Here is a 26,996-nt window from a genome sequence, read left to right on the forward strand (position 1 = left end):
ACTAATGAGTTGCCCTCCATCTATAAAAAAAGGAGAAAACAAGTATGGATATTCTCCCATTAATTAAAGAAAATTATCCGTTTGAAGTGAAATCTCAATTAGACGAAGGAATAATTGATACGAGCCAAGGACGAAAAAGATATCGGATCTGGCATGACGAAGCATTGTTAAACTGGCACCAGGAATGGCGTGAAAAATGCAGCCGAAATCCGTATCAATTGACCGATCGGATGTTGCAAACAAAAGATAAGAAAAAAGCCATTAAGTTAGAAGAAGGTTGGTTAACCGTACACGATGATATTATTGATCCGTATCCAACAAAAGACTATGAACAAAAGTGGGCCCATTTTATCGCTCGAATGATTGAATTCGGTACGGCAACAAAAGATAATCGTATTTCCGCAGCTAAACGTGAGTTTCCGTCGACTTCAGAATGGAAAGTATGGGTCTCTAAAACAACGCTGCTCGATGAAAAAAAGCGAAATATTTTACAATCTTGTATTCAAGAGGCGATGCGCAGAAAACATAAAGCACTAGAATTGAGGAAAAAAAGTAAAGAAAAAAGACTTCCTATAATGGACAAGGTCTCGTCTACTACCCAAGCAAAGAAAATATATGAATTGTTTGTTTGGCAAGGCACAGCAGAAGCACCGGAATACGGTTTTGTTAGTTTAACTCACTTTTTACAACAATGGGTGGGTGAAAATGGAGAAGAATCGCTAGTCAAACTGTTAAATGAAATTGAGGAGCAAATTCCGTTCCGGCAGATGTATGGTAATGAATTGCTTGCAGAGGCATGGCTGCCCTGGGAGTTAGTTCATGCAATGAAACTTCTTCAGCAAAGTGAAGAAAAGGAAGAGACCGAAATTCATTTTTCAACGTTCCAAAAAGAATGGAACGACCGCCGGCAACTCGTTTTGACCCTGATCAATTGGGTAAAAGAAGATAGAAAGAAGGTGGCCACATGACTAGTCGGTCTATCCTAGATCGTTATGCGCCTATCCTGTTTCATTACGATTTATTTCCTGAGCATATTGAGAGTTGGGGGAAAGTCAAACAAGTACAAACAAATCGTGGGATGTTTGCCTTGAAAGAAGCTCATATGAATCGTCAGCAAGGCGAGCTGTTCGTTCAAGTGATGCGAAAATTAGATCGGTTAGGCTATCGTCAATTGATTCCCATTTTGCCTACGAAGTATGGAGAATATGTCCTTTCCACAGACGATAGAACCTACTATTTAATGCCGTGGGTTGAAGAGGAACCGTATCAGGGACGGACGTCTAGAGAAGCAAAAATCATTGACCAACTCGGTATTATTCATCGACTAACTGCGAAAACCGACGACTATCCAAAAGAAACAATTGATGAAGCTTATCAATCGTTATTAAGACGATGGGATATGCGTCGGTTAGATTTGGAACGTTTTGCCGATGAGGCTGAAGGAAAAACATATATATCTCCCTTTCAATTAACCTATTTAACGCATGTTCACCAAATGTTATTAATGGTCGAAGATGCCAAGCGTCACTTGAAAAACTGGTATGATATTTGTGTTGAAAAAGGTAGGTATCGAACGGTTTTATGTCACGGCAAAGCATCAAGAAAGCATACAATATTTAATGCAAGTGGAGAGCCTATTCTATATAACTTTGAACGAGCATCAATGGATACACCTGCCCGCGATCTGGCCTTATTCTGCCGGCAATCATTTGGTTATAACCTTTGGGATGAAGAAGAAATGGTTCGATGGTTTGGTACGTATGACCGAAACATCTCATTACTAGATGAAGAAAAAGAGTTATTATTTGGCTATTTATGCTTCCCAGAACCTGTGTTATTTTCATTGCAGCTCTACTTGCAACAAAACCAAGATAAACCTGAAATCTATCATGTCCAAAGGTTAGAGAAACGCTTTCATATGATGCGAAAAGTGCAACGGTTAAAAGGCTATTTAATAAAACAAGAAGACCAAACGCCACAATTTGAACAACAATAAAAGGCTGTCCCAAAAGTGTCTAAGCTCCTCGCCTAGAGATATAAAGAGATGAAAAGCTAGTTTTCTTTATATCTAGATAGGCTTAGGGGGCTTTACACAAACAAATGGGACAGCCTTTTATATAGTTGCATTTCCACTTTGACACGGTATCGTTAACCTTAAATAATTCCGGCGAAAAATAATCCATATAAAAGAGCCATTAAAGCTAGTAAAATGACATCAAAGGATGTTGGAAAAAGCAAGGTTCGGATAAACTGAAAGCATAGAAGTGGAAACAAAATCTGTATGAGCATTAAACGTAGTTTTACTAACCATAGAGGTGGTCGAAAACGCTTATATCGCTTTGGCATATCGAGGCTCCTTCCTGAGAACAGTCTCTCTATATACATATGCATAGGCTGCATTCATGTGAAATCAAGAGCCCATGCATAAAAAAAGAAAAAATTGGCGATGCTTTTATTGACGAAAAAGTATCGAAAAAGGTAGAATAATATGCAGAACCCGATGTTTTAACATCCATATACATAAATGCTTAGACAGGGAAGAGTAGGTTCAGAACCCTTCAGAGAGAAAAATCAGTTGCTGAGAGATTTTTCAGGACGTATGAATTGAACGTCACCCTTGAGCAGCTCTTTTGAACGAGACGAAGTGAAAGTATCATCCGTTTACAAAGGAACAAACGGAAAGTACTTCTATCATTAGTTACTAGTAGATCGAGTCGGCAGATGCCGTTACCTGAATGAAGTGTGTAAGCTTTTTTAGCTTGCAAACAAAGGTGGTACCGCGAATACAACTCTCTTCGTCCTTTGAGGTGGAGGGAGTTTTTTGATGTTTTACGGCATTTATGGTAATTGTGTCATTGCTTCAGTTGCCGACTGTAAGAAACAGAAGTAAACAAGGCTTGAACTCATTTAAAGCAGGGAATAGCCAATTCTTTTTATACATAAAGGAGGTCACAAAAATGGAAAATCAAGATTTAACAATGCCAACGAAGTACAGCCCACAAGATACAGAAGCGAAATGGTACCCATTTTGGGTCAATGGAAAGTTTTTTGAAGCAACAGGGGATGAAGCAAAGGAACCGTATACGATCGTCATTCCACCGCCAAACGTAACTGGAAAGCTTCATTTAGGTCACGCTTGGGATACCACTTTACAAGATATTTTAATTCGTACGAAACGAATGCAAGGATACGATGCTCTTTGGTTGCCAGGTATGGACCATGCTGGGATCGCAACTCAAGCTAAAGTAGAAGGCAAACTTCGTGAAGAAGGACTGAGCCGTTACGATTTAGGTCGTGAAAAGTTCTTAGAAAAATCATGGGAATGGAAAGAAGAGTATGCTTCACATATTCGCCAGCAATGGTCAAAGCTTGGACTAGCCCTAGATTACTCTCGTGAGCGTTTCACACTAGATGAAGGTTTATCTAAAGCGGTTCGTGAAGTATTTGTTCGCTTATATGAAAAAGGTTTAATCTACCGCGGGGAGTACATTATTAACTGGGACCCGCAAACAAAGACAGCCTTATCCGATATTGAAGTTATTTATAAAGACGTACAAGGTGGGTTCTACCATATGAAATACCCACTTGTCGATGGAAGCGGCTATATTGAAGTGGCAACAACACGTCCAGAAACAATGCTAGGAGATACAGCGGTTGCAGTTCATCCAGAAGATGATCGTTATAAGCATTTAATCGGCAAAAAAGTAAGACTGCCAATCGTGGGCCGTGAAATTGAAATTGTCGGCGATGACTACGTTGATATGGAATTTGGTTCAGGTGCAGTAAAAATTACACCAGCACATGACCCGAATGACTTTGAAATTGGAAACCGTCATAATCTAGAGCGCGTACTCGTTATGTCTGAAGACGGTAAAATGAATGAAAATGCAGATAAATACCAAGGAATGGATCGTTTCGAGTGCCGTAAGCAAATCGTTAAAGACCTTCAAGATATGGGCGTTCTTTTCAAAATTGAAGAGCATACACACTCTGTTGGCCACTCAGAGCGCAGCGGGGCTGTTGTCGAGCCTTACCTTTCAACCCAATGGTTTGTTAAAATGGAGCCATTAGCTGAAGCGGCCATTGAACTGCAAAAGTCTGAAGGAAAAGTAAACTTTGTTCCGGAACGCTTTGAAAAAACATATCTTCACTGGATTGAAAACATCCGTGACTGGTGTATTTCTCGTCAATTATGGTGGGGACATCGAATTCCGGCTTGGTATCATAAAGAAACAGGTGAAGTGTATGTTGGTCATGAAGCACCAGCAGACATTGAAAACTGGGAGCAAGATCAAGACGTATTAGATACATGGTTCTCATCTGCATTATGGCCGTTTTCAACGATGGGCTGGCCGGACACAGATAGCGCAGACTTCAAACGTTACTATTCAACCGATGTACTGGTTACTGGATACGATATCATTTACTTCTGGGTGGCACGTATGATTTTTCAAGGTCTTGAATTCACAGATGAGCGGCCATTTAAAGATGTACTCATCCATGGACTTGTTCGTGACTCACAAGGACGTAAGATGAGTAAATCACTTGGTAACGGTGTTGATCCAATGGATGTAATCGACAAGTACGGAGCAGATGCACTTCGTTTCTTCCTTGCGACAGGAAGCTCTCCAGGAAATGACTTACGTTTCTATTGGGAAAAAGTCGAGTCGACTTGGAACTTTGCTAATAAAATCTGGAATGCATCTCGTTTTGCCTTAATGAATATGAACGGATTGAAATATGAGGAAATTGATCTTTCTGGTGAAAAATCAGTTGCCGATCAGTGGATCCTAACACGACTTCAAGAAACGATTGAATCGGTTACACGCTTAACAGAAGCGTATGAATTCGGTGAAGTAGGCCGTGTCCTTTATAACTTTATTTGGGACGATTTCTGTGACTGGTACATTGAAATGGCGAAACTGCCACTTTACGGTGATAACGAAGAAGCGAAGAAAACAACACGCTCTGTACTCGCTTATGTGTTAGATCAAACACTTCGCCTATTACACCCATTAATGCCGTTTATTACCGAGGAAATATGGCAACATTTGCCGCATGATGGCGAATCAATTACTGTTGCAGCTTGGCCAGAAAAGCAAGAGCAATTAATGTTTAAACATGCTGTAGCTGATTTCAACCTATTAAAAGACATTATTCGTTCGGTTCGTAATACACGTTCAGAGTTAAATGTGCCAATGAGCAAACAAATCGAACTTCACATTAAAGCGAAAGATGCTCAAGTATTAGACCAATTAAACCGCGGCCTTCAGTATGTAGAAAAGTTCTGTAACCCAAGTGAATTAAAAATTGGAACAGACTTACCAACACCTGAAAAGTCAATGTCTAACGTCCTGACGGGGGTAGAGTTATACTTACCACTGGCCGGCCTACTCGATTTGGATGCGGAAATTGCTCGCCTTGAAAAAGAACTGGAGAAGTTCGACAAAGAAGTGGAACGCGTACAGAAAAAACTAAGCAATCAAGGCTTTATTGCTAAAGCACCTGAGAAAGTCATCGAAGAAGAAAAAGCGAAAGAAGCAGATTATATTGAAAAACGCGAAACTGTGAAAGCGCGCATTGCGGAGTTAAAGGGGTAAAACGAACATCTAAATACAAAAACACGAAAAAGACGAAAATCATTGCGATTTTCGTCTTCTTTCACTTTACTCCGGTCTTTAATTTTTCTTAAATACGATCTGCTACTGCCGTCGGAAGAAAAAGGTATGTGTTCTCTTTAAACTCCCCCTAATACTTGCATAATATGTTGTAAATAAAGGCGTACAATATTGTAGGACGAATTGGCTGATAAGGTTCGTGAACCAACGACGTCTTCGATTTCATTAAAGATGAACTGTCCTTCTTTATTAAAAAGAAAATCGATTCCAACAAGGCCTAGTTGTCCGTCAAATTGTGCAATAATCTTTTCCACTAATGTGGTTTCCTCATCATTTAACTCGTATAATTTCGCACTTCCTCCTAAGGAAAAATTCGCTTTAAAATCGGTTGTTGAATAGCGTAAGATCGCAGCGATGATGGTAGAACCAATGACAAATACGCGAACATCTTTCCCAGGAACGTCTCCCATTTCTTGAATGATCAAGTCGTTAGAAGTGATGTTAGCTAACAAGCTTTCTAATGCCTGGAGGTTTTCAACAGCGTATACTTGCTGTCCGCTTCTCCCTGATACTTCTTTGACAACGATCGGATAAGAAAACGGAAGGTGCAAGGGCACAAATTCATTCTTCTTTACAAATAAAGTGTTCAACATCGGAATGCCAGCCCGCGTTAAAAATTGGTGCGTTCTTGCTTTATCGTTGCAAAGCCCAGAAACGAACGAGTTATTAAAAACGGTTACGCCAAGTGCTTCTAATTGTTGACTAAAAAGTGGATCAATATTTCGCATGATCGCAAAATCTGGTAGTTGAAGTTGAGCTTGATGGTGGTGAATAAACAGCTGCTGATTAAGGACGCCATAAAGTAGTTCCTCTTTAAAGTAAAAAGATAAATCGATGTTTAATAACTCCGCTTCTTCTAGCATCCACTTGATATACGCTTGATTTTTATCAGCATCTTCTCGGTTATAAATGAGCCATCCTGTTCGTTTTTTTTTCATACAGCCTCTCCTGATCTATTTCTTTGAACTTCAATAAGTGATTAAATAGTAGTATATTGAACTGTCTTGTTTCATCATAAAGGAAAAGACATTATTTTGCATACTTTTTTCAAAGGAGCTTATCCATGCTTTCTTACAATAAAGCAAATGAATTAATCGAACAGACAAAAGAAAACAAAATTTATTTCGGACTCGAAAGAATGCGAGTATTACTTGATAAACTAGGGAACCCGCATGAGAAGACAAGGAGTATTCACCTTGCCGGTACGAATGGAAAAGGGTCGACATTAACCTATTTACGTTCTATTTTAAATGAGGCTGGGTATCGAGTCGGTACATTTACATCACCATACATTTTTCAACGAAACGATCAAATTCAACTAGATGGGAAGCCGATTTCACAAAAAGAGTTTGTACACCTAGTAGAACAGATACTTCCAGTTATTGAAGAACTTGAACGATCCGATTACGGTGCGCCTGTTGAGTTTGAAGTGATGACAGCACTCGCTTTTCTATATTTTGCTCAACAGGAGAATATCGACTTTATGATCATTGAAACGGGATTAGGAGGTCGGTTAGATCCGACAAATGTTCTAACACCACTGGTCGCAATTATCACGAATATTGGCTTGGATCATATTGAATTTTTAGGAAGTGACCTGTTGCAAATCGCAAACGAAAAAGCAGGAATTATTAAACCTTCAATCCCTATAGTTTCGGGATGTACGCAGCAAGAAGTCACTTCATTGCTGCAAAAAAAGGCAGCAGCACAACAGTCATCACTACACCAATTAGGCAGTCAATTTAAAATAAACCATTCAAACCGTACGTTTACTTATAAATCGGAACAACATACGTACACTGATTTGCAGCTTACAATGCTCGGTAGCCATCAACAAACCAATGCCTCATTAGCGGTCCGAACGATTGAACTACTAAAAGCATTTCATGATGTTAATGTACAACAAGAAGCAGTAAGGGCGGGTCTCCAACAAGCAACAATAAAAAACCGAATTGAAGTCGTGCAAACTGAGCCAATGATCATCATGGACGGTGGCCATAATCAAGAAGGGGTACAAGCCCTTGTCGATACATTACTAAACTCTTTTCCTAATAAAAAATTTACCGTCCTATTTTCAGCGATGGTCGATAAAGATGTAAAAGAAATGGTCAAATCGTTGCAGCAACTCACCGATACCATTATTTTAACAACGTTCCCTCATCCTCGTTCTATTCAGCGAGGTGATATTGTTAGTGTGCTTGACGATCAAACGCTTCAGTTTAAAGAAGATTACAAAACAGCCTACCATCAATTAAAAGGGGATCTACAAGAGGACGAGGTTCTAGTCATCACAGGCTCACTTAATTTTCTTTCTTTTGTTAGGGAAAAGGTTGAAGAATAATAACTTAAGGTGGAAAGCTATAAGAGTTATCTTTTTCTGTAGGGGCTCTTCTATTTTACGTGTTTTGGAGATAATATAAATACTGTTACATGTGAAGAAAGGGCGTACCATGGATGAAAACATTTAAAGAAATAGTTGAGTTTATACAAGGACGTAATGTCATTCAACTTGGCTTAGAAAATATGGAAGACTTTTTAGCAGAAATAGGAAACCCACATCGAAAGTTAAAAATTATTCATATTGCCGGTACGAACGGAAAAGGATCGACGTTAAATTTTATTCGCGAGATGTTACTAGAAGCTGGATACGATGTCGGTGCGTTTACCACTCCTGCGGTGCTCAGCTATGAAGAGCAAATCTCTATGAATAAAGAACCGATTACACAAGAGGACTTTATCCACGTCTTTGATCAATTAACACCAGCTCGCGAACGGTTTGAAGCGAATGGACAAGCGATGTTGACCGAATTTGAAAATTTAACGGCAATGATGTTTTACTATTTTGCAGAAGTCCGTCCAGTCGATTTTGTTCTATTAGAAACTGGTATGGGGGGGCGCCTCGATGCAACGAATGTTTCGATGCCGCTCGTAACTGCGATCACAAATATCGGTATGGACCACATGCATTTACTAGGTGAAACCAAAGAAGAGATTGCCCGTGAAAAAGCAGGGATCATTAAAGCAGGCGTTCCGCTCATCACGACGGAAAGTGAAGAGAACATCTTGGAGATCTTTAACCAACAAACGAAGCAAAAGCACTCGAAACTATATGTGTTAGAAGATGACTTTTTCATTGATAGTGCTTCTGCTACTAGTGGTTTACAGACATTCACCTTTACATCGCCATTTCGTACAATAGAAGCTCTAGAACTAACGATGCTCGGTAAACATCAAATCAAAAATGCGTCGCTTGGCTTAATGGTTATTGATTATTTAAAAACGTATCAAGCGCTGATCATTACAGAAGAAGAAATTCGCAGTGCTCTAAAAAAGGCGGCGTGGATCGGGCGTTTTGAAAAGCTCAGTGAAACACCGCTTGTCTATATCGATGGTGCTCATAACGAGGAAGGAATAGCAGCATTAGCAACGACCTTACGTGAACAGTTTTCGGATAAAAACATCCAAGTGCTATTCGCTGCGACAAAAGAAAAAGACGTCGAAAAGATGCTCACGCCTCTATATGACGTAATAGATGAAATTAGTTTTACTAGTTTCGATTTTCCACGGGCAGCTTCAGCAACCAATTTGTATGCAAATTGCAGCTTGAAAAAGAAAACGATAGTCAGTGACTGGCGGAACTTTATTAAAACGAAACATTTATTGTTAGAAAATAGGGACTTATTACTCATAACAGGATCTTTATATTTTATTTCGCAAGTAAGGTTATATTTCAAAAAGTAAATTTATAGTAAAATAATACCATTAATTAGTTTAACACTATGTTTAAAGTAGGAATTTTTACACTATTGTAGTAATATAATAAAGAGAGATCGAAATTTCAGAAAACTATAAAAGTAATCATAGGGGGGAAGGATTGTGTCGGGGACGGTAAAAGCATCATTGTGGACAATTTGGTTTATTCTAACTGTTTTTTTCATCACTGCTTTTGATTTATATGCTTTCTCTCAAATTACTGGAAATGAAAAAGAAATCCTCTCTTTATTCGTATTAGCCGCAATCGCAGCAGCATTTCCCATTCATTATCGAGGGTATTCATTCGTCTTATTTCAATGGGTATCTCTTGCTAGTTTTCTGTTATATGGTCTCTTAATTGAAATCATTGTGACCCAATTCGCTCTATTATTTTCCCTTCTTTTAATGAAGATAAATCGTGAAAGCTTGTATCGAATTCCACTGAATTCAATCATGTTCTATATTACGTCTCTTTCTGCTGCGGGAATGTATTATTTCGTCGTGAGATTACCGCTTCCTAATGCGTTAGATTTTTTTGTTCCGGTAGCAGCGTATGTATGTACATTTTTGTTCGTTAACCATGTGTTAATCTACCTCATTCGAAATCATATGGCTAAGGTAAAAACAAAGTTTATTGATAGAGGAACGGTATGGGAACTAGCGACGGCAGCGCTCGTATTACCAATGAGTTTGATCCTTGTCATGATGTACCAAGAAATTGGCTACGGGGCGTCTGGAATAGTCGCAGTTGCTTTTATCGGAATTTCGATTATGTTAAAAGTCTATCGTAGAAGTGAATTAATGAATGAACAACTCAAAAAAGTAAATGAACTCGGCATCGAACTAAGCAGTACGTGGGAAGTAAAAGAAACCGCTCACTTATTTATCAATAAAATAAAAGATTTATTCCCAAGCGATTACATCTACTTATATACAATAGAAAACACCAAGCTCGAACTTCTCGAAGCTTATCAAAAAGACCCAACCGATCTATTTTTAACTGGAAAATCAATTGACTCGGTAACGGAAAAAGTTTATCGCAGGAAAAGAGCTGTTGTCTTTCAAAACAGGAGCCAATGGCCAACTCCAGAGCGACTTTGGTTAAAATCAGCTCATTCCGTAATGGTCGTCCCGATGATTCAACATCGTGAGCTAAAAGGAATTATCACGATTGCCGTCAATCAAAAAAGTGCTTATAAAAAGCAAGATGTCACGTTAATGGAAATCCTCGCCAATTTCGTTGGTGTTGCCATCGATAACGCCCGTCATTACGAGGCAACGAAAAAGGAAAGTGAACGTTGCCCACTGACAAGTCTCTTTAACTATCGTTCATTTGAGCGTCTATTAATAGAAAACTATGAACGAAGCCTCATTCACCGCGAAAATGTAGCTGTCATTTTACTAGATTTAGATCATTTTAAGTCTGTTAATGATACGTATGGCCACCAAGCCGGCAATGAAGTGCTCTGTCAAATCGCAAGACTGATGGAAGAGACGATAGGGGAAAATGGGATTGTCGCTCGCTATGGCGGAGAAGAGTTTGTCATTCTTTTAACAAACACAAATTCAACTGTCGCATACATGAAAGCGGAGGATTTACGTACGCGAATTGCACAACACCAGTTCCTCATTCATAACGATCTCAATGAAGGAGAAGTGACACCGATCCAGGTCACGGCAAGTATCGGTGTGGCAACGAGCGATGATGAAGAGTCCAATCCCGTTTCACTGGTCCGCCAAGCCGACCGGGCAATGTATACGGGAGCGAAGCAGAAAGGCAGGAACCGTGTAGCGGTGTATGGGGATGGACATGGAGTACAAGAAGCAGCAGCAACGTTGGAAGATACATTGACGAGATAACGACATTTATTTTCTAATAAATATTACTATTGTCATTTTTGTGACTAAAGTCACGAGTTCGATATAAATTCCAAATAAAATTTTATCAAAAAGTATTTTAATTTAGGAGAATCTTGCTATAATCAGAGCTATAAGGGTGAAGCAAACAGACTAGTAAATTAAAGGGAATTTAACAACTCTAATGACCAGAGGAGTAGAACTTGTTATAATAGGTTTGAAACAGAAGGAATTAGGGTATTTATTACTAGAATTGTTCAATATATTGAAAATAAAGGCGCGATGAAATACGACTTGTATGTGGGCACCTAAGTCGTACGGAGCTAGTGGTGCAACCGGCTTTTACATATGACAATCTTCGGAGGTGGTCTAGTAAAGGTTATTTTTTTACTCTTAAACTGTCACTTTATGACAAATTAAGGTAAAAAAGTTAGCAAACAGCGTCAAAAACATCATTATTAGGTCAACTCTAGCAACAAGAACGTAGTCACGGTTTTGAGAGCAGACAAGCTCAAAAAATAAATTAATTATGAGAAAAAAGGGAGAGATTTATTAAATGAAGGCACTAATTCAAAAACGTCTTAAAAACCAAAAAGGTTTAACACTAATCGAGTTACTAGTTGTAATTGTTATTTTGGGGATTATTGCGGCGATAGCGATTCCACAGTTAACAGGCAATAGGGATGCTGCAGCTCAAGCTACAAATACGCAAAATCTTAAATTATTGCAAGATGGAGTTCAAAGATATTATGTAGAGGTTGGAGATTATCCAACATCAGCAAATTTAAAAGAAAAATTAGGTCTTGATCCACTTCCAACTCCAGTAAAATTTGCTGGATGTGATGATAGTGATTTCAAATACACATTAGAAGGTGAAGGTGCAAATGCAAAGATAAAAGAAGTTGATATTGAAACTTCTAAATGTATCAAAAATGATTAGTACAATAGTGAATTATATAAACTTTAAGAGTGTAATGAGTTAGGATTTTTTAACATCAAACAGCTGTCGCTAATACATGAGGCGGCAGCTGTTTTAAAAAAAATTTTACTAAATGGAAGGAAGGAAAATGATGTTGTTGGTTGAACTTTATGTAATTTTAATTAGTTTAATACTAGGTAGTTTCTTCAACGTCGTAGCCATTCGTCTATTAAAAAAAGAATCAATCGTCTTCCCTCCTTCTAATTGTCCATATTGCAAGCACAAACTTTCAGTATTAGATCTGGTCCCTGTATTCAGCTACGTATTTTTAAAAGGAAAATGCCGTTACTGTAAAACTAAAATTTCTCCATTATACCCTTTTGGAGAGTTATTAACAGCAACATCAATTTTTATTGTTTATAAATTTGTCGGTCTACAACTAGAACTTATTCCAGCACTTCTTTTAACTGTTTTGCTTGTTATATCCGTCATAACCGATATTCGCAAACAACTTATTTTAGATGTGGTTACGTTACCAATGCTTGGATTATTGATTATAAGTCGGCTTTTTATTGGGACGGAACCGTTTTGGTACTATTTACTTGGTGGGGTTGTTGGTTTTGCATTGTTACTACTGATTGCTATCGTCAGTCGAGGTGGTATGGGTGGTGGTGATGTAAAGCTTTATGCGGCGATCGGTGTTGCATTAGGGCCGTGGATGACGGTTATGAGTCTCGTGTTAGCATCATTTGTTGGTACCTTTATCGGTGTTTTATTAATGGTCACTGGTGTTATTAAACGAAAACAACCTATAGCGTTTGGGCCTTTTATTTTTGTGGGGACCATCGTTGCATATTTATTTGGTTATGATATATGGAATTGGTATATTAGCATGTTGCAGGGGTGACAATCAATGAACAATCAAGAGGGAATGACATTAGTAGAGCTATTAGTAGCAATCGTTATTGCAGGACTCATACTAGTACCACTGCTGCACATTATGACCGGAACTTTCACGAGAACGCATATACAAGGTGATGATACTCAGCATATGTACTTCGCACAAGAAGTGATGGAGAACATAAGAAATAATGGTTATACACCGGGTGATCCTACAAAATATTATTGCTTAAATGATTTAGGCTGTATCGATGAAAACCATGATGAGTATGACAACACATTAATATATGATGGTGAAATTGAAGTGATTGTAGAAGAATTTAGTGAGAACAATAATTTTTATGAAGTGTTGGTCCAATCCCTGTCCTCTAATTCGGAAATAAAGTTCTACACAGTGGTGAAAAAACAATGAAAAATCAAAGAGGGGTCACATTAGTAGAATTGCTAACTACGATTGTAATTATGGGAATTATTACTGCTGTTATTATATCATTACTTCAATTATCCATAAAAAGTGAAAGAACTGTTTCAATTGATAATGAACTTCAGAGAGAAGCACGACTCATTGTAGAATATATTACTACTAAATTAAGAGATGACAATTATGACTTGGTGGAAGAACCACCAGATTCCAATAACTATGTCTTGTATGAGTTTGTTGAAAATGACGATAATCAACAAGTGTTAAAATACGAAAATAATAAAGTTATTTTATTACCGAGTGGAAATGTGTTATCGGAAAATGTAATAAGTTTCAGAAAAGATTACCTTACTGATGGTGAGTACATTAATTTTAAGTTAAAAAAAGGCAACCACGAATACGAGGTAAGTACGAAGATTGGCTTCGTAAGAATACGAAATTAGGAGAAAGGTGGTTTCCTATATTGAGTATGAAGAGATTTCATAATAATGAGCGAGGTGCTGCCCTGCTATTAATTCTTTTTGTTGTGGCATTTTTAAGTATTGTAGGGACTGCTTTATTAAGTTCTACACTTTACAGTACTAAAACAGTATCCACGAATAAAGAAATACAAGGAGAATTTTATAGAGCTGAGGGAGCAATTGAAGTATTTTACGATGAAATAAGAAATTACGGTTCGGGTAATGAAAAAGGTCCATATTTTTATTTGTTAGACCCTAATAATCCGACATATAAAGAGTATGAAATAGGTGGAGAAAAAGTAAAAGTGGAGCTTAAAGTTGTAGATGGTGAGATTAAAAACATTGATGATTTAGAAGAAGGTACGACTGAAGTTGAGTTTGAAATTCATTCCTCTTATGATGATGTAACTTCTGATACTAATATTACAAGAGTTGCCCATTTAAATACGATGGTTGAAGTTGAAAATAACATTTCAAGTGAAAATAGTCCACCTGGTGCAGAACCTGTGATACCTTCAGAGCCAGAAGAAACCTTTAATATTTCAAATAAGGCAATAAATTACTTGGAAGACCGTACAAAGTCTCAGCATTTTAATAACGTTTATAGTAATCATTTAAAATCTAAAAGAAATGAATTTCAATCTCTTACGTATTTTAATAATGTAATTGATAATTTAGGATTAAACAATATCAATTTTAATCATTACAACAAAGTGACTAGTGCTAATACGTTTCCTCATACTCCTGCTAACAATGTTACTATAATCAACGAAATAAATATTAGTGGTAATCATCATCAAATTGTGATCCCTACAAATGCAATTGTTTATGTTGATAAAATTAATTGGTCTGGGAGCGGTAATAACTCTAGATTAACTGTAAATGGGTTGTTAATTGCAAACGAAATAATCTTGAAAGGTAATGCTCGTTTAGTTGTCAATAGTGGCATAATTACAAATGTTATCCACGCTCAATCCAATGCAGTAAGAATTACTGGAGAGGGAAAGGGAATTAACTGCGCACTACTTGGTGAACAAGGCTGTGAAATACCTAAAGAGATAATTATTGATAATGAAGATATTATAGAACCAGGGGTACCTAATGAAAATGAGGAAGGAGAACAAGTACTAGGTCCAAGAGTTAAAAGTACTAGTAATTCATATCCAACCTTTTCAACAAGGAGATAATTGTTAAGAGGAGTTTTCTATATGAGTTGGAAGTCCAAGTATAATTCTCAACGTGGGGCAGCATTACTTTTATCACTTTTCATCATTGCACTTATATCAATTGTAGGAGTAGGAATGTTATCAGTGACCTTATATAGTCAAAAATCGATTAATTCTAATACAACAGTGCAAGGGGAATTTTACCGAGCTGAAGGCGCATTAGAAATCGTAATTGATGAAATGAGAAATTATAATGGTGGACAAGTACCATTGTTATATGAGGATGGAACAGCAGTTGAAAACAGAATGATTGATCGAAAGGGTCCTTATTTTTATTTGGAAGATAATCAATTGCCATCAACTAAATTGATTGGCGGTAAGGATGTTGAAGTCGAGATACAAAAGACTAAAATTGATGAAAAAAATTATAGAGCCACATTGAATGCTAGTTATTTAGAGGGAGAAACAAGAGTTACTAGGTCGCTTAATCTTAATGTGACTCGTGAAAACAAACCTGTTATTCCCAAACAATCGACACCACCAGAATTTGTTTTAGATCGACCAATCCATTTTGTAAGTAACTTTAACTATAATGGTGGGATTCACGATGATGAGCTTAAACTATATTTATACGATCAAAATGCAGTCGTAAATAATAAGACTGGGGAAACTGCAAGAGATAGACAAGAAATAAAAATTGCAAGTGTACCATATAATAGGATTTTGAATGAGTTAGGTTATCATTCTCCGTCGTATACGAATGCTGAAATAAATAGTTCACATACTTTTTCACCAGGCTTTCATAATCCACACAAAATTGTTCAGAGCGGACAAGCAAGTTCAATTGTAGTTGCTGAAGGTGCCAAAGTTTTTACTAAACATGTTGAGTTACATGGTTCAGGTGGTCAAAAGCATGAAGGAGCTCAACTTACCGTAAACGGGATTCTCGTTACTGAAGAATTAAATATGAGTGGTAACTCAACACTTGAAGTCAATGGAATATTAATTGTGAGAAATAACTCGAATTTAAATAGTGGTGAATTAACAATTAATAGTGGAATAATAACAAATAACTTTAGTAAGAACGGTAACATTGCTCTTAATGGAGAAGCAAAAGGCTTCAACTGTTCACTCATCAATATGAACTGTTCTAGTCAAAACAATGTACCAATTATTGATTTGGACACTAGTGACTATTCTTGGAATTCCAGTCTACAAATATTAAACTTTAAAACTACAAGATAAATTCTTAAGTTATCAATTGAGGTGACCCTATGTTTTTCAACAACAAATACTCAGGCATCGATTTTCGTGAGAAGAAAGTGACGTTTGCGACGATCAAGATGGACAAGGAGCTGCCCGTCCTGCAGCAAGTCTATGAAATGACATTAACAGATTCGGTTATTGCTGGTGGACAAGTGCAAGAAAAGGGTTTGCTTGAAACAGCACTTCGAAACTACTTACAGCAACATAAAGAAGCTTCAAAACATGTTCATTTAGCGATTCCGACTCAGCATTCGTTAATTCGTAAAGTGAATACACTACCAGATGTAGGGGAGCCTGAATTAGCGAAGTTGCTTCAGTTTCAAATTGGTGAAACGATTCACCTTCCTTTTGAAGATCCGATCTATGATTTTGTTAAAATTGGTTCGATCCAACCTGATCAAGAGAACAAAAGTTCTTCAGAAGAAGATGACTTTACTTTAGAAGAGTTAACGGAAAGTGTGGAGAAGGAGCTGCAAGGACCGCGAAGTGAAATACTATTTTTTGCTACGTCTCGTGAACTTTCTGAAGGATTGCTAGAAAGCTGTGAAGAGGCAGGCTATAAACCGTTAACGGCGGAGTTAAGAGCGTTAGCGCTACAACGTCTATTACTACACACGCATCCGAACTGGCTAAAAGGTACGGAAATGATCATTGATGCGTCTGGTGGTTCTGTGGATATTCATATTTTCAAAGATGAGCTAATTGTTTTTTCTCGTACGATGGAGTTAAACCGTAGTGAGTTTGTGGCAAATCCAATGTCTTCAGATGATGTGCTTTCATTTGATACAGAAGAATTAACCTTACAGGATGAAGTGGCTGCGACGAGCGAATTAACAAAAGACGAAAAAGAGGATTCGTATGTTGAAGATTTACTAAATGAAATCCAAAAAGCGCAAAACTTCTACCGCTATTCTTTAGGGGAACGAGATAGTGAGTTTGATCGAATCATTGTTACGGGAGAAAAAACGCAGCATATTTTCTCAAGGTTAGTTGAACGACTTCCGACTGAAGTGGTTCAGATTGATTATAGCTCGATTGTTGATATTGGATTTATGCAGCATGACTTGCTAGATCGTTGCAGTGTTGCGATCGGGCTTGCAATGCGGGGCAATGAAAAAAGTGAGAAGAAAAAGAAATAAATGACTATTTACGTTTCAAAAGGATTGGAGCGATACCTGTGAACATTAGCATAGATTTGTTACCTCAACGAGTAAAAGCAAAAGAAAGAGGAGGAGTTCCTGTCATTCCAGTTGCGGGGGCTTGTGCGGTTATTGTTGCTGCTAGCTTTCTTACTTTTATGTATGTTGATACGAAAAGCTCGGTTCAATCGTTAGAACAGGAAGTTGCTGCTCAAACGGAAGTCCGTAATGCTGCTGAACAAGAGTTTCTTACGAAAACAACGGGAATGACGGAATACAATTACATTGATTATTATACGAACGTGAACACTTTACTAGACACGATCTACAAAGATACGATCGATCTAAGAGAACGTGTGTATATGTTGCTGCCTGATCGAGCGGAAGTCAATTCTTATTCATTTTTAAACAATGGTGATCTTTCGATGCAAATCACGTTCCAATCCAAAGGAGATGCCGCGATTTATTTAAATCGTCTATTACAGGCAGAAATAGTGACGAGTGCTGAAGTACAAACGATTTCCATTTCTAATGAAGATTTGCTTTATCAATCTCAATTTACGTTAAAGCTCGATACGATAGTAGGTGAAGAATCGTGAGTGAATGGTTGAATAACAATAAAAACCGGATCTTATATAGTGTTCTTATTTTCTTTTTATTATTAACGGTATTTTATATGTATTTCGTTCGCCCTTTACAGGCAGAGGAACGTAGTCAACAAGAGGAACTCCATCGTATTCAAACCGACATCGCTCACTATGAAACACAGATTAGTAAACTAACTGCTCAATCTTTAACACCACTGCAGAAAAAGACATTACTTGATCGTGTTCCGATGCGCCCTAACGTAGAACAAGTGATTGCGGATCTAGAAAGAACCGAGCTGGACACAGGTGCTGTTATTGATAGTGTATCGATTAGTATTCATCCGAGTGAGGCACAGGAAAATGAAGGACAAGACACGCAATCCTGGAGAAATATTTTAGACGAAGACTTATATTCTCTTCTTGAAACACAAGTGGCTGATGTAAACGGACTTCATGTTTCCTATATTGAAATGTCTATTAGTATGAACGGAAAAGAAGAAGATGTACATTCTTTCATTGAAGAAGTTGAAAAGTTAAAACGCATCATCCATGTGCAAAGCTATGATTATTCACTAGATAGTGAAACAGAAAGAGTACAAGCATCGGCAACGCTCCGTGCTTTTTATTGTGAAGACTTTTTAGAGTTTATTGAAGATGCTGTAGATTTTAAGTTAGATTATAATTTCGATCCAAGTAAATTAAACCGTTATATTGAAGTATCACCTGAAATAAGTAGTGGAAGTGAAGGTTTAAATGAGACAGGAACGAATGGTGAAAATTCTTCTTCTACTACACCATCAGATCCGGCAACTTCGACTACAGAAATTAAGCTTGTTGATCCATCAAAACGTTACGTTGAGCCAGCAGCAGGTGAACAAGAAGCGAATTTAGCATTCTATGTTGTTCAAACCGGCGGATACAATACGGAAGCGACGTTATATGAACAAGTAACTAATTTGCGAAATGCCGGCATGTACCCAAGAGAAGTCGAAAGAGAAAATCAAGCCAATGAAACTAGATTTGTCGTTTATACAGGGGTGGCTCATGACAAATCTTCTGCTGAACAGTTAGCTAATTATTTAAAGTCTGTAAATAAAGATTTTCATTCGTGGGTTGATCAAGTTCCTTTTAGTGTGAAAGGAAATACGGCATTAGCAAAAGATGCACAGGATCTGGTTTCATCTGTGTCTCCTGTCATTACAAAAGGGTTAACGGAAACGAATTATCAAATTTCATCCGAACAAATGGACCTGATTTCTGCTAAAATTCGCGTCTATGAATTAAGAGCGAGAGAAGCGATGACGAATAGCTCGGATATGATTTGGAACACACAATTAGAAAATACATTAATTTATACAAAACAACTTGAAACGGCATTAAAGAATTATCAAAATCAAAACCAACGATCTCACTTGTGGCAGGCCCAGGGAGCAATGCTTGATTTCATGCTTACTTTGAATGGGTATGTTAGTTTTACAGAAAAGTGATTACAGCCTTAATAGCTAGTTTGATAGAAAAGGAGCTATAAAAATGGCCATACAAAAACGTAGACGGTTAGGAGATTTGCTCGTTGAAGCAGGTGTCATCACGGAAGATCAACTGATGGAAGCACTTCATGAACAAAAGTCAACGAACAATCGCTTAGGAGACCAGCTCGTTCAAATGAACTTTGTTGACGAACAACAAATTATTGAAGTACTTGAGTTTCAACTGGGTATTCCTCATATCAATTTATATAAACAAAAAATTGATCCGAAAATTATTGGGATAATTAATGAAGAATTAGCACGTCGCTATCAACTGCTACCCGTTAAACGTAATGGAGACCGTTTAATGATAGCGATGGCAGATCCACTTGACTACTTTGCCATTGATGATATTCGGTTGAGTACGGGATTTGAAATCGAGCCAGCGATTGCCAAAAAAGAAGAGCTGCGTTTAGCAATTAATCGTTACTACGGAATGCAGAAGTCGATTGATCAGATGTTAAAAGATATCAATACGAATGATGATGAAGATATGCTGATCGAGTCGCAACAATCCGACGATTCACCGGTTGCTAAAATGATTAATCAGTTGATTAGCCAAGCAACCCAAGTTGGTGCAAGTGATATTCATATTGATCCACTAGAAATGGAAACGGTCATTCGCTTTCGTGTCGATGGTGTTCTTCGTCCTGAACGAACGATCCCTAAAAACATGCACAACGTTCTCGTTTCAAGGGTCAAGATCTTATCTAATTTAAATATTGCTGAAAAGCGATTACCACAAGATGGACGTTTTAAAATGGATGTAGATCTGCGCAGAATTGACTTGCGTGTTTCGTGTTTACCTACCATTTTTGGAGAAAAAGTAGTCATGCGTCTTCTCGACACTGGTAATGTTTTATTAGGAATTGACCGGTTAGGATTTTCCGAAATGAATGAAGCGAATTTCCGAAAGATGCTCAAACAAGCTTATGGGATTATGCTTGTTACTGGTCCTACCGGAAGTGGTAAGTCAACGACCTTGTACTCGGCATTATCCAACATAAATTCAGAAGACGTAAACATCATCACGGTTGAAGATCCTGTAGAGTACCAGTTAAAAGGAATTAACCAAGTACAAGTGAACTCGAGTATCGGTATGACGTTTGCCGCTGGTCTTCGTTCGATCTTGCGACAAGATCCAGACATTATCATGGTCGGTGAGGTTCGTGACTCTGAAACGGCAGAAATTGCATTGCGATCAGCGATGACTGGACATTTAGTTTTAACCACTTTGCATACAAACGATGCCGTTAGTGCGATTAGTCGTTTAATCGATATGGGAGTTGAACCGTTCCTTGTGTCTTCATCACTTACCGGTGTTGTTGCGCAACGTTTGGTTCGCCGAGTATGTCCTTCGTGTGCAGTTCCATACGAATTAACCGTTAAAGAACGAGAGTTGTTCACTTCAAGAGGAATTGAAACAACAAAAATCGTAAAAGGTGAAGGTTGCGCCACGTGTAATAGTACAGGTTACAAAGGGCGAATGGCGATTCATGAAACTGTAATGATCGATGACTACTTGAGAGAAATGATTACGAAAAAAGCTTCTGATTCTGAGTATCGTCATTATGTAGAGCAAAAAGGCTTTGTAGCCATGTTTGAAGATGGCCTAATGAAAGTGGCTAAAGGGCTAACGACACTGGATGAAGTCTATAGAGTAACCGTTGGAGAGTAGGGTGATTTGTATTGGACATGAATAAACTATTATATTTTGCCTTTCAAAATGGGGCATCTGATTTACACATTACGGTCGATACGACACCGATTGTGCGAATTAACGGCAAGCTAAAAAAAGTAGGCTCACAATTTTTAACAAAAGAGATGACCCTTGACTTAGCCCGGCAAATTACAACTCCAAGTCAGTTTGAAACATTTGAACAAACGAGTGAGTTAGATTTCTCCTATGCATTAGAAGATGCATGTCGTTTCCGTGTTAATTTATTTAAGCAAATGGGAGCCGTTGGTATCGTTTGTCGTGTCATTCATAGTAAAGTCCCTACGATCGGTGATTTAAATCTACCAGATGTCGTTAAATATTTTGCCAAACAAACACAAGGTTTACTACTCGTTACAGGTCCTACAGGTAGCGGGAAGTCGACGACGCTTGCGGCGATCATTGATTATATTAATGAACATATGAGCAAGCACATTTTAACACTGGAAGATCCGATTGAGTATTTACATCATCATAAAAAGAGTATTATTAACCAACGTGAAATTGGACAAGACAGTCAATCTTTTTCGATTGGTTTGCGAGCTGCATTAAGGCAAGATCCTGACGTCATATTAGTTGGTGAGATGCGTGATTTAGATACGATACAAACAGCCATCACTGCTGCAGAAACGGGCCACCTAGTCTTAGGAACTCTTCATACGACAACAGCTTCTCAAACGGTTCACCGCATAATTGACGTGTTTCCAGGAGAACAGCATCAGCAAATTCGAATGCAATTAGCGAGTACGCTCTCTGGTGTTATTTCTCAACGTTTAATGCCAACAGCAGATGAAACAGGACGAACGGCAGCATTAGAAATATTAGTAAGTAATCCAGCAGTTGCGAATTTAATACGTTCAGATAAAATTCATCAAATCTTAACAATCCTAGAAACGAGTAAAAGCAGTGGCATGCAGACGATCAATATGGCAGTTACCGACCTTGTTCATAAAGGGATAGTAACTCGTGCTGTTGCAGATGAATTTGTTCCTGGATGGGACCAACATGAGTAAAAAACTTGTATGAAAGGGAGAACAATATGCTCTTTCTCTATAAAGCAATTGATTCAAAAACAGGAAAAGAAGTAAAAGGTAAATTATACGCCCCCACACAAGAAGTAGCTGTTAAGGAATTGAAAGGTAAAGGTCTTTATATTGCCGAACTTTCAAAACGTAAGGAAACGGTATGGAATAAAGATTTAAATGAGTTAAACATCGTCATTGGGAAGCCTGTTAAAAATCGAGATTTTGTTGTATTCTGCCGCCAGTTAGCTACTTTATTAAAAGCTGGAACACCGATCACCGAATCGATTCGTATTCTATCAGAACAAGTCTCATCGAAGATTTTTAAAAAGGCGCTTGAAGATGTTTATAATGATATTCGTTCAGGGACATCCTTTTCTGAAGCTTGCTCCGACTTTCCAAAGATCTTTGATAAAGTCTTTGTCAATATGGTTCGTGCCGGGGAAACGAGTGGAGACTTAGAAAATGTCATGGATCGTTTAGCAACGTTCTATGAAAAAGAACATCGTGTCAAAGAAAAAGTGAAATCAGCGATGATGTACCCAATAGCGGTATCGATTATTGCAGTAGTCGTTGTGATCATTTTATTAACGAATGTTTTACCTAGTCTTTTAAACAATTTAACAAGCATGGGTGGAGAAATCCCCGTTCCTACTCAAATCGTCATGAGTATTTCAGATTTTCTCATTTACAGATGGTATTTAGTTCTATTATTTGTTGCATTATTTGTACTTCTTTTTATTGCGATCTATCGAAATCCTAAAGGACATTTCATGCTAGATTATCTGAAATTGAAGATCCCGGTCTTCGGCTTATTATTTCAAAAAACGATTATCGCTAGAGTTACGCGAACGATGGCTTCACTTTTTTCGAGCTCAGTTCCTGTCTTGCAAACCTTAACGATGAGTGCGGAGATCGCTAACAATGATGTTGTAGCTAAAGTACTTAATGAATCAAAAGAGTCTCTAAGAGCAGGAGAAAGTCTGTCAGAGCCCTTAGATAAAAGCTGGGTTTTCCCGAAAATTGTTAGCCATATGATTAAAGTCGGCGAAGAAACCGGTCAGTTAGATACGATGCTAGAAAAGGTTGCCGATTTTTATGAAGAAGACGTAGAACAAATGGCATCACGTATGAGCGCAATCATCGAACCGTTAATGATTGTTATCTTAGGGGTTATAGTAGGTACGATCGTACTTGCGGCCCTGTTGCCGATGTTTTCAATTTATAACAACTTTGGTTAATATCGAACTAGCAACTAGAACAAGACTTACTCCTAAGTTTTGTTCTTTTTTATTTTGTCTGATAGTTCGGCTTCGAATGGTTTCAAATTCTTCTCTATTAAATTTCTGCTTTTAGTTCTATCTACTAATTCAAATTAATAGAATAGAATTAAGAAAATAAGAAGCAGGAGAGGAGCGAGTGATGGTGGAGCAAGAAAAGCAACGCATATCAGTGAAGTTGAACGGTAAAGAACATTCGTTTCATCAAATAGAGAATACAAAAAAGGATCAGCCGGTAGAGCCTGTTCATTCGAATGAACTGATTCGGCCGAAAAGTCCAGTACCACCGCCGTTTGAACGAAATTTCGAAGCAAAAGAGGAGAGAAGGCCAGAACGAATAGAAGAACAGCAGGCGGAAAAGGTGGATGATACTCAAAGTTATTTTACAAGCAACATCATCGACTTTAATCAGCTGAAAGAAGAAAGAGAAACGAGAGAACAACCGTATTGGGATGATGGGAACCGGAAGTGGGTGCCGAAACTTCCACCGAATAAAAGAAAGAAAAAGCCGGCCGATCGACTCAAGAACACGTTATCGGGCTTGCCGATTTCACTCATCATGGCAGGTGTCTCTGCTATTATCGTCGGTGTTGGTTTCGGATTTATGGTCTTAACCGCTTTTACCGGCGACGCGGATCAAAGCACGACAGCTTCGCTCGTTCCGGCAAACGAAGCGATTGAAACGGTGGCGAATGGACAGGCTGCTGCTGTAACACTCCCAGATTTATCCGTTGAAATTGTTCAAGGCGGTGCTTTTTCAAGCAGTGAAAAAGGAAACGAAATTGTTTCTTCGATAAAAAGCAGAGGACAAGCAGCCGTATTAAAAACCGATGGTGACCCGATGTTCATGTTCATCGGACTAGGGCTTCAAAAAGAAGAAGCCGGTCGCTTAAGCCAAATTTATCAACAACACGGTCAAGATACGTATGTTAAGCCGTTTGCCGTAAATGGTTCCATGCACTCGGTTGAAAATGAAACTGTAAAGGAGTTCTTTGCTCAAGGTGGCGGAATGTTTAACGATTTAGCCCGCTTTTCAGTTGCTGGTCTATCCGGACAAAGTTACGCTTTAGAAAACATCGACACCTTTTTAGAGCAATACCAGAAGTGGAGTAATCAAGGGTCCATCGTAATTGCTGAACTGCCGGCAGAAGCACAAGGGCATGCTGAGCAATTTCTTTCAAGCATGGCTGGAGCCGCTACTCAAATCGAAGGGTATAAAGGTAACCAAGAAGAAGCAAACCTATGGGGCATCCAACAACATCTACTAGAAGCATTACTTGCGTATGACACGTTTGTTCAAACGATAAAGTAACTTCCTAAACAAGTTACATTAAGCATCCTAGAGAAAATGCTAATCAAAATGGGAAGCACAATGATAAATAGCCTAGGAGCAATACCGAATAAGAAAGCATCAGACGCTCAGAGTATAAATCTGAGCGTCTTGTATTCGTATGATTTAGGAGCACCTACTTATAATAGACTTAATTATTTGGTGCACTTTTTTGCGGACTCACAGGGCCCTTATTTCAGTAAAAATTGGCTTTTTGAAACCGTAATGGACTTCAGAGGCCCTTATTTTCTACATTTCATATTGTTTTATAAAAGAATTAACCATATAGGGGCCTCTGAGTGCCCTAAATAGCCTAAATAGTAGGATTTAGCGCATATAAGAGCCTCTCAGTGCCCTAAATTAATGACTTCAGATTTAATGCTGTGGATCAGCTGACAGGATTTACTTTGTCCCTAGTCTGTAATATAGATCGTCCACCACAAATTGATTTAGTTGAGTTCTTAATGAATAATCTTATCCAAATGTTTAATTACTGTAAAGTTTCACTGATATCTCTTTAAATTCGATAGTATCATTTGGTATAGTTTAACTAATCCTTGTACAATAAACACATAAGAAAATTTATTGTAAAGGATGTGCCCTTCATGAAACCCTTCATATTAGCTTCAGGTTCTCCGCGCAGAAAAGAATTATTGGAACAAGCGAATATTTCGTTTACCGTGCAAACGAGTGATATTGATGAAACGCTCGATCCTGCCCAATCCCCAGAACAATTTGTCCAGTCGTTAGCTTTACAAAAAGCAGAAGCAGTTTTTAAATCAAATCAACATGCTGTCGTGCTCGGTTCGGATACCGTCGTCGTATTAGAAGGTCAAATTCTTGGTAAGCCGAATGACCGTGATCATGCAAGAGATATGCTAACTGCATTATCAGGAAAGCAGCACTCTGTAATAACAGGTGTCGCAATCTTAAGCTGCGAACAACAAAAGACATTTTTTGTTGAAACTCGAGTACAATTTTGGGAACTATCCAATGCTGAAATTGAACGTTACTTGGATACCAATGAACCCTTTGATAAGGCTGGAGCTTATGGAATTCAAGGCTTTGGAGCAACATTAGTCCGAGAAATTGCTGGTGATTATTTTGCAGTTGTAGGCTTGCCATTGGCTTTGACGGTTCGACAGTTAAACCACTTCGGAATTACCCCCAATTTTTAGACAAAAATCCCTATTCTATTGGATGAAATGAAGAAAAATGGCAAACGCTAGGAAGGTGAGGATGTTACTTGACCAAGCAGTCCCTTCTAATTCGTGATGTACCTAATCACGAGCGTCCCCGCGAGAGGCTTCTAGCTGATGGGGCTAAGTATTTATCGAACCAAGAACTGCTTGCAATTATTTTACGAACGGGTTCAAAAGATGAATCAGTTTTACAACTGGCTCATCGTGTTTTACAGAAATTTGACGGGTTAACGATGCTAAAGGATGCGACTGTTGAAGAACTAAAAGAAATTAAGGGAATTGGTGAAGCAAAGGCGGTTGAAGTGTGTGCGGTCCTAGAGTTAGGGAGACGAATTACGAACCTTAAACTTGAAGAACGATACGTTATACGATCACCAGAAGATGTGTCTCGGTACGTAATGGAAGACATGCGGTCTCTAACGCAAGAGCATTTCGTATGTCTTTATTTGAATACGAAAAATCATGTTCTTCATCGGGAAACGATTTTTATCGGCAGCTTAAATGCAAGCATTGTTCATCCAAGGGAGGTGTTCAAAGAAGCCCTTCGCCGTTCGGCAGCTTCTTTCATTTGTCTGCACAACCATCCTTCAGGTGATCCAACGCCAAGCCGAGAGGACATTGAAGTAACCAAACGTTTAGGTGAGTGTGGAAAAATTCTTGGAATTGAGCTGTTGGACCATGTCATAATTGGGGATCGAACGTATATAAGTTTAAAGGAGAAGGGATATTTGACATAAAATATTAAGAAATCCAATATTTCACTCTTGTAATA

Annotated in this window: 23 protein-coding genes, 1 riboswitch and 1 other annotated feature; of the genes, 21 read left to right on the forward strand and 2 right to left on the reverse strand. The window is 38.2% G+C overall.

All coding sequences use genetic code 11. The features are described 5' to 3' along the window. The first annotated feature begins 44 nt into the window (after positions 1 to 44). The gene (locus tag ACNSTQ_RS13190) at positions 45 to 968 is read left to right on the forward strand and encodes a hypothetical protein (protein WP_418200281.1); all 924 of its coding nucleotides are present in this window, start codon (positions 45 to 47) and stop codon (positions 966 to 968) included. Further along, positions 965 to 1,996, forward strand: coding sequence for a spore coat protein YsxE (ysxE, locus tag ACNSTQ_RS13195; RefSeq protein ID WP_418200282.1), 1,032 nt, complete (start codon positions 965 to 967; stop codon positions 1,994 to 1,996). Before ACNSTQ_RS13190 ends, ysxE begins: the two co-directional genes overlap by 4 nt. Positions 1,997 to 2,154: 158 nt before the next feature. Here the strand turns inward: ysxE and ACNSTQ_RS13200 are convergent, their stop codons facing one another. Further along, positions 2,155 to 2,346 (reverse strand): hypothetical protein, encoded by a 192-nt coding sequence (locus ACNSTQ_RS13200; RefSeq protein WP_418200283.1) that lies wholly within the window; start codon positions 2,344 to 2,346, stop codon positions 2,155 to 2,157. Positions 2,347 to 2,520: 174 nt separating this feature from the next. Then, positions 2,521 to 2,806 (forward strand) — a binding site (T-box leader). 151 nt (positions 2,807 to 2,957) lie between these two features. Between ACNSTQ_RS13200 and ACNSTQ_RS13205 the strand changes: the two genes are divergently transcribed. After that, entirely contained in the window at positions 2,958 to 5,600 is a 2,643-nt protein-coding gene (locus tag ACNSTQ_RS13205) for a valine--tRNA ligase (protein ID WP_418200284.1), read from the forward strand. Between the two features lie 137 nt (positions 5,601 to 5,737). Here the strand turns inward: ACNSTQ_RS13205 and ACNSTQ_RS13210 are convergent, their stop codons facing one another. Beyond that, positions 5,738 to 6,616, reverse strand: a complete 879-nt coding sequence (locus ACNSTQ_RS13210; RefSeq protein ID WP_418200285.1) for an ATP-grasp domain-containing protein — start codon at positions 6,614 to 6,616, stop codon at positions 5,738 to 5,740. Positions 6,617 to 6,741: 125 nt separating this feature from the next. On the opposite strand from ACNSTQ_RS13210, the gene ACNSTQ_RS13215 reads away from it, so the two are divergent. The 18 genes from ACNSTQ_RS13215 (at position 6,742) to radC (ending at position 26,961) form a co-directional block, all read left to right on the forward strand. Further along, the gene (locus tag ACNSTQ_RS13215) at positions 6,742 to 8,019 is read left to right on the forward strand and encodes a bifunctional folylpolyglutamate synthase/dihydrofolate synthase (RefSeq protein WP_418200286.1); all 1,278 of its coding nucleotides are present in this window, start codon (positions 6,742 to 6,744) and stop codon (positions 8,017 to 8,019) included. Positions 8,020 to 8,132: 113 nt separating this feature from the next. Further along, entirely contained in the window at positions 8,133 to 9,419 is a 1,287-nt protein-coding gene (locus ACNSTQ_RS13220; protein WP_418200287.1) for a bifunctional folylpolyglutamate synthase/dihydrofolate synthase, read from the forward strand. 135 nt (positions 9,420 to 9,554) lie between these two features. Next, the gene (locus ACNSTQ_RS13225) at positions 9,555 to 11,291 is read left to right on the forward strand and encodes a sensor domain-containing diguanylate cyclase (protein WP_418200288.1); all 1,737 of its coding nucleotides are present in this window, start codon (positions 9,555 to 9,557) and stop codon (positions 11,289 to 11,291) included. A 263-nt stretch (positions 11,292 to 11,554) separates the two neighbouring features. After that, positions 11,555 to 11,635, forward strand: a riboswitch (cyclic di-GMP riboswitch). A gap of 209 nt (positions 11,636 to 11,844) precedes the next feature. Further along, complete coding sequence (locus tag ACNSTQ_RS13230; RefSeq protein ID WP_418200289.1) at positions 11,845 to 12,228, forward strand: type II secretion system protein; 384 nt, start codon at positions 11,845 to 11,847, stop codon at positions 12,226 to 12,228. A 127-nt stretch (positions 12,229 to 12,355) separates the two neighbouring features. Further along, positions 12,356 to 13,114: a prepilin peptidase gene (locus ACNSTQ_RS13235; protein ID WP_418200290.1), complete on the forward strand. Its 759-nt coding sequence runs from the start codon at positions 12,356 to 12,358 to the stop codon at positions 13,112 to 13,114. 6 nt (positions 13,115 to 13,120) lie between these two features. Then, complete coding sequence (locus ACNSTQ_RS13240; RefSeq protein ID WP_418200291.1) at positions 13,121 to 13,519, forward strand: type IV pilus modification PilV family protein; 399 nt, start codon at positions 13,121 to 13,123, stop codon at positions 13,517 to 13,519. Continuing rightward, positions 13,516 to 13,971 (forward strand): PilW family protein, encoded by a 456-nt coding sequence (locus tag ACNSTQ_RS13245; RefSeq protein WP_418200292.1) that lies wholly within the window; start codon positions 13,516 to 13,518, stop codon positions 13,969 to 13,971. The genes ACNSTQ_RS13240 and ACNSTQ_RS13245 overlap by 4 nt, the downstream gene beginning before the upstream one ends. A 20-nt stretch (positions 13,972 to 13,991) precedes the next feature. After that, complete coding sequence (locus ACNSTQ_RS13250; RefSeq protein WP_418200293.1) at positions 13,992 to 15,176, forward strand: hypothetical protein; 1,185 nt, start codon at positions 13,992 to 13,994, stop codon at positions 15,174 to 15,176. A 21-nt stretch (positions 15,177 to 15,197) separates the two neighbouring features. Then, positions 15,198 to 16,400 (forward strand): hypothetical protein, encoded by a 1,203-nt coding sequence (locus ACNSTQ_RS13255; RefSeq protein ID WP_418200294.1) that lies wholly within the window; start codon positions 15,198 to 15,200, stop codon positions 16,398 to 16,400. A gap of 29 nt (positions 16,401 to 16,429) precedes the next feature. After that, the gene (gene pilM / locus ACNSTQ_RS13260; RefSeq protein ID WP_418200295.1) at positions 16,430 to 17,560 is read left to right on the forward strand and encodes a type IV pilus biogenesis protein PilM; all 1,131 of its coding nucleotides are present in this window, start codon (positions 16,430 to 16,432) and stop codon (positions 17,558 to 17,560) included. Between the two features lie 38 nt (positions 17,561 to 17,598). Next, complete coding sequence (locus ACNSTQ_RS13265; protein WP_418200296.1) at positions 17,599 to 18,159, forward strand: hypothetical protein; 561 nt, start codon at positions 17,599 to 17,601, stop codon at positions 18,157 to 18,159. Next, positions 18,156 to 19,634 (forward strand): SPOR domain-containing protein, encoded by a 1,479-nt coding sequence (locus tag ACNSTQ_RS13270; RefSeq protein WP_418200297.1) that lies wholly within the window; start codon positions 18,156 to 18,158, stop codon positions 19,632 to 19,634. Before ACNSTQ_RS13265 ends, ACNSTQ_RS13270 begins: the two co-directional genes overlap by 4 nt. A 43-nt stretch (positions 19,635 to 19,677) precedes the next feature. Continuing rightward, positions 19,678 to 21,351, forward strand: a complete 1,674-nt coding sequence (locus ACNSTQ_RS13275; protein WP_418200298.1) for a GspE/PulE family protein — start codon at positions 19,678 to 19,680, stop codon at positions 21,349 to 21,351. Between the two features lie 17 nt (positions 21,352 to 21,368). Further along, the gene (locus ACNSTQ_RS13280; protein ID WP_418200299.1) at positions 21,369 to 22,403 is read left to right on the forward strand and encodes a type IV pilus twitching motility protein PilT; all 1,035 of its coding nucleotides are present in this window, start codon (positions 21,369 to 21,371) and stop codon (positions 22,401 to 22,403) included. Positions 22,404 to 22,429: 26 nt separating this feature from the next. Beyond that, on the forward strand, positions 22,430 to 23,653 hold the full coding sequence (locus tag ACNSTQ_RS13285) for a type II secretion system F family protein (protein WP_418200300.1): 1,224 nt from the start codon (positions 22,430 to 22,432) through the stop codon (positions 23,651 to 23,653). Positions 23,654 to 23,831: 178 nt separating this feature from the next. Further along, positions 23,832 to 25,004 carry a hypothetical protein gene (locus ACNSTQ_RS13290; protein WP_418200301.1) on the forward strand — a complete coding sequence of 391 codons (1,173 nt, stop codon included), beginning with the start codon at positions 23,832 to 23,834 and terminating at the stop codon, positions 25,002 to 25,004. A 623-nt stretch (positions 25,005 to 25,627) separates the two neighbouring features. Further along, on the forward strand, positions 25,628 to 26,200 hold the full coding sequence (locus ACNSTQ_RS13295) for a Maf family protein (RefSeq protein WP_418200302.1): 573 nt from the start codon (positions 25,628 to 25,630) through the stop codon (positions 26,198 to 26,200). Between the two features lie 68 nt (positions 26,201 to 26,268). Then, on the forward strand, positions 26,269 to 26,961 hold the full coding sequence (gene radC / locus ACNSTQ_RS13300) for a RadC family protein (protein WP_418200303.1): 693 nt from the start codon (positions 26,269 to 26,271) through the stop codon (positions 26,959 to 26,961). The last annotated feature ends 35 nt before the right edge of the window (positions 26,962 to 26,996 follow it).

The organism is Alkalihalobacterium sp. APHAB7, from assembly GCF_048323755.1.
In the GTDB taxonomy this organism is placed as follows: domain Bacteria; phylum Bacillota; class Bacilli; order Bacillales; family Bacillaceae_F; genus Alkalihalobacterium.

What these genes read in the sequence shown, in the direction of transcription:
- ACNSTQ_RS13240 (WP_418200291.1), top strand. Translation starts at nt 13,121, where the DNA reads ATGAACAATCAAGAGGGAATGACATTAGTAGAGCTATTAGTAGCAATC.
- ACNSTQ_RS13190 (WP_418200281.1), top strand. Translation starts at nt 45, where the DNA reads ATGGATATTCTCCCATTAATTAAAGAAAATTATCCGTTTGAAGTGAAA.
- ACNSTQ_RS13255 (WP_418200294.1), top strand. Translation starts at nt 15,198, where the DNA reads ATGAGTTGGAAGTCCAAGTATAATTCTCAACGTGGGGCAGCATTACTT.
- ACNSTQ_RS13245 (WP_418200292.1), top strand. Translation starts at nt 13,516, where the DNA reads ATGAAAAATCAAAGAGGGGTCACATTAGTAGAATTGCTAACTACGATT.
- ACNSTQ_RS13215 (WP_418200286.1), top strand. Translation starts at nt 6,742, where the DNA reads ATGCTTTCTTACAATAAAGCAAATGAATTAATCGAACAGACAAAAGAA.
- ACNSTQ_RS13205 (WP_418200284.1), top strand. Translation starts at nt 2,958, where the DNA reads ATGGAAAATCAAGATTTAACAATGCCAACGAAGTACAGCCCACAAGAT.
- ACNSTQ_RS13220 (WP_418200287.1), top strand. Translation starts at nt 8,133, where the DNA reads ATGAAAACATTTAAAGAAATAGTTGAGTTTATACAAGGACGTAATGTC.
- ysxE (WP_418200282.1), top strand. Translation starts at nt 965, where the DNA reads ATGACTAGTCGGTCTATCCTAGATCGTTATGCGCCTATCCTGTTTCAT.
- ACNSTQ_RS13275 (WP_418200298.1), top strand. Translation starts at nt 19,678, where the DNA reads ATGGCCATACAAAAACGTAGACGGTTAGGAGATTTGCTCGTTGAAGCA.
- ACNSTQ_RS13280 (WP_418200299.1), top strand. Translation starts at nt 21,369, where the DNA reads ATGAATAAACTATTATATTTTGCCTTTCAAAATGGGGCATCTGATTTA.
- ACNSTQ_RS13200 (WP_418200283.1), bottom strand. Translation starts at nt 2,346, where the DNA reads ATGCCAAAGCGATATAAGCGTTTTCGACCACCTCTATGGTTAGTAAAA.
- pilM (WP_418200295.1), top strand. Translation starts at nt 16,430, where the DNA reads ATGTTTTTCAACAACAAATACTCAGGCATCGATTTTCGTGAGAAGAAA.
- ACNSTQ_RS13295 (WP_418200302.1), top strand. Translation starts at nt 25,628, where the DNA reads ATGAAACCCTTCATATTAGCTTCAGGTTCTCCGCGCAGAAAAGAATTA.
- ACNSTQ_RS13230 (WP_418200289.1), top strand. Translation starts at nt 11,845, where the DNA reads ATGAAGGCACTAATTCAAAAACGTCTTAAAAACCAAAAAGGTTTAACA.
- ACNSTQ_RS13210 (WP_418200285.1), bottom strand. Translation starts at nt 6,616, where the DNA reads ATGAAAAAAAAACGAACAGGATGGCTCATTTATAACCGAGAAGATGCT.
- ACNSTQ_RS13285 (WP_418200300.1), top strand. Translation starts at nt 22,430, where the DNA reads ATGCTCTTTCTCTATAAAGCAATTGATTCAAAAACAGGAAAAGAAGTA.
- ACNSTQ_RS13235 (WP_418200290.1), top strand. Translation starts at nt 12,356, where the DNA reads ATGATGTTGTTGGTTGAACTTTATGTAATTTTAATTAGTTTAATACTA.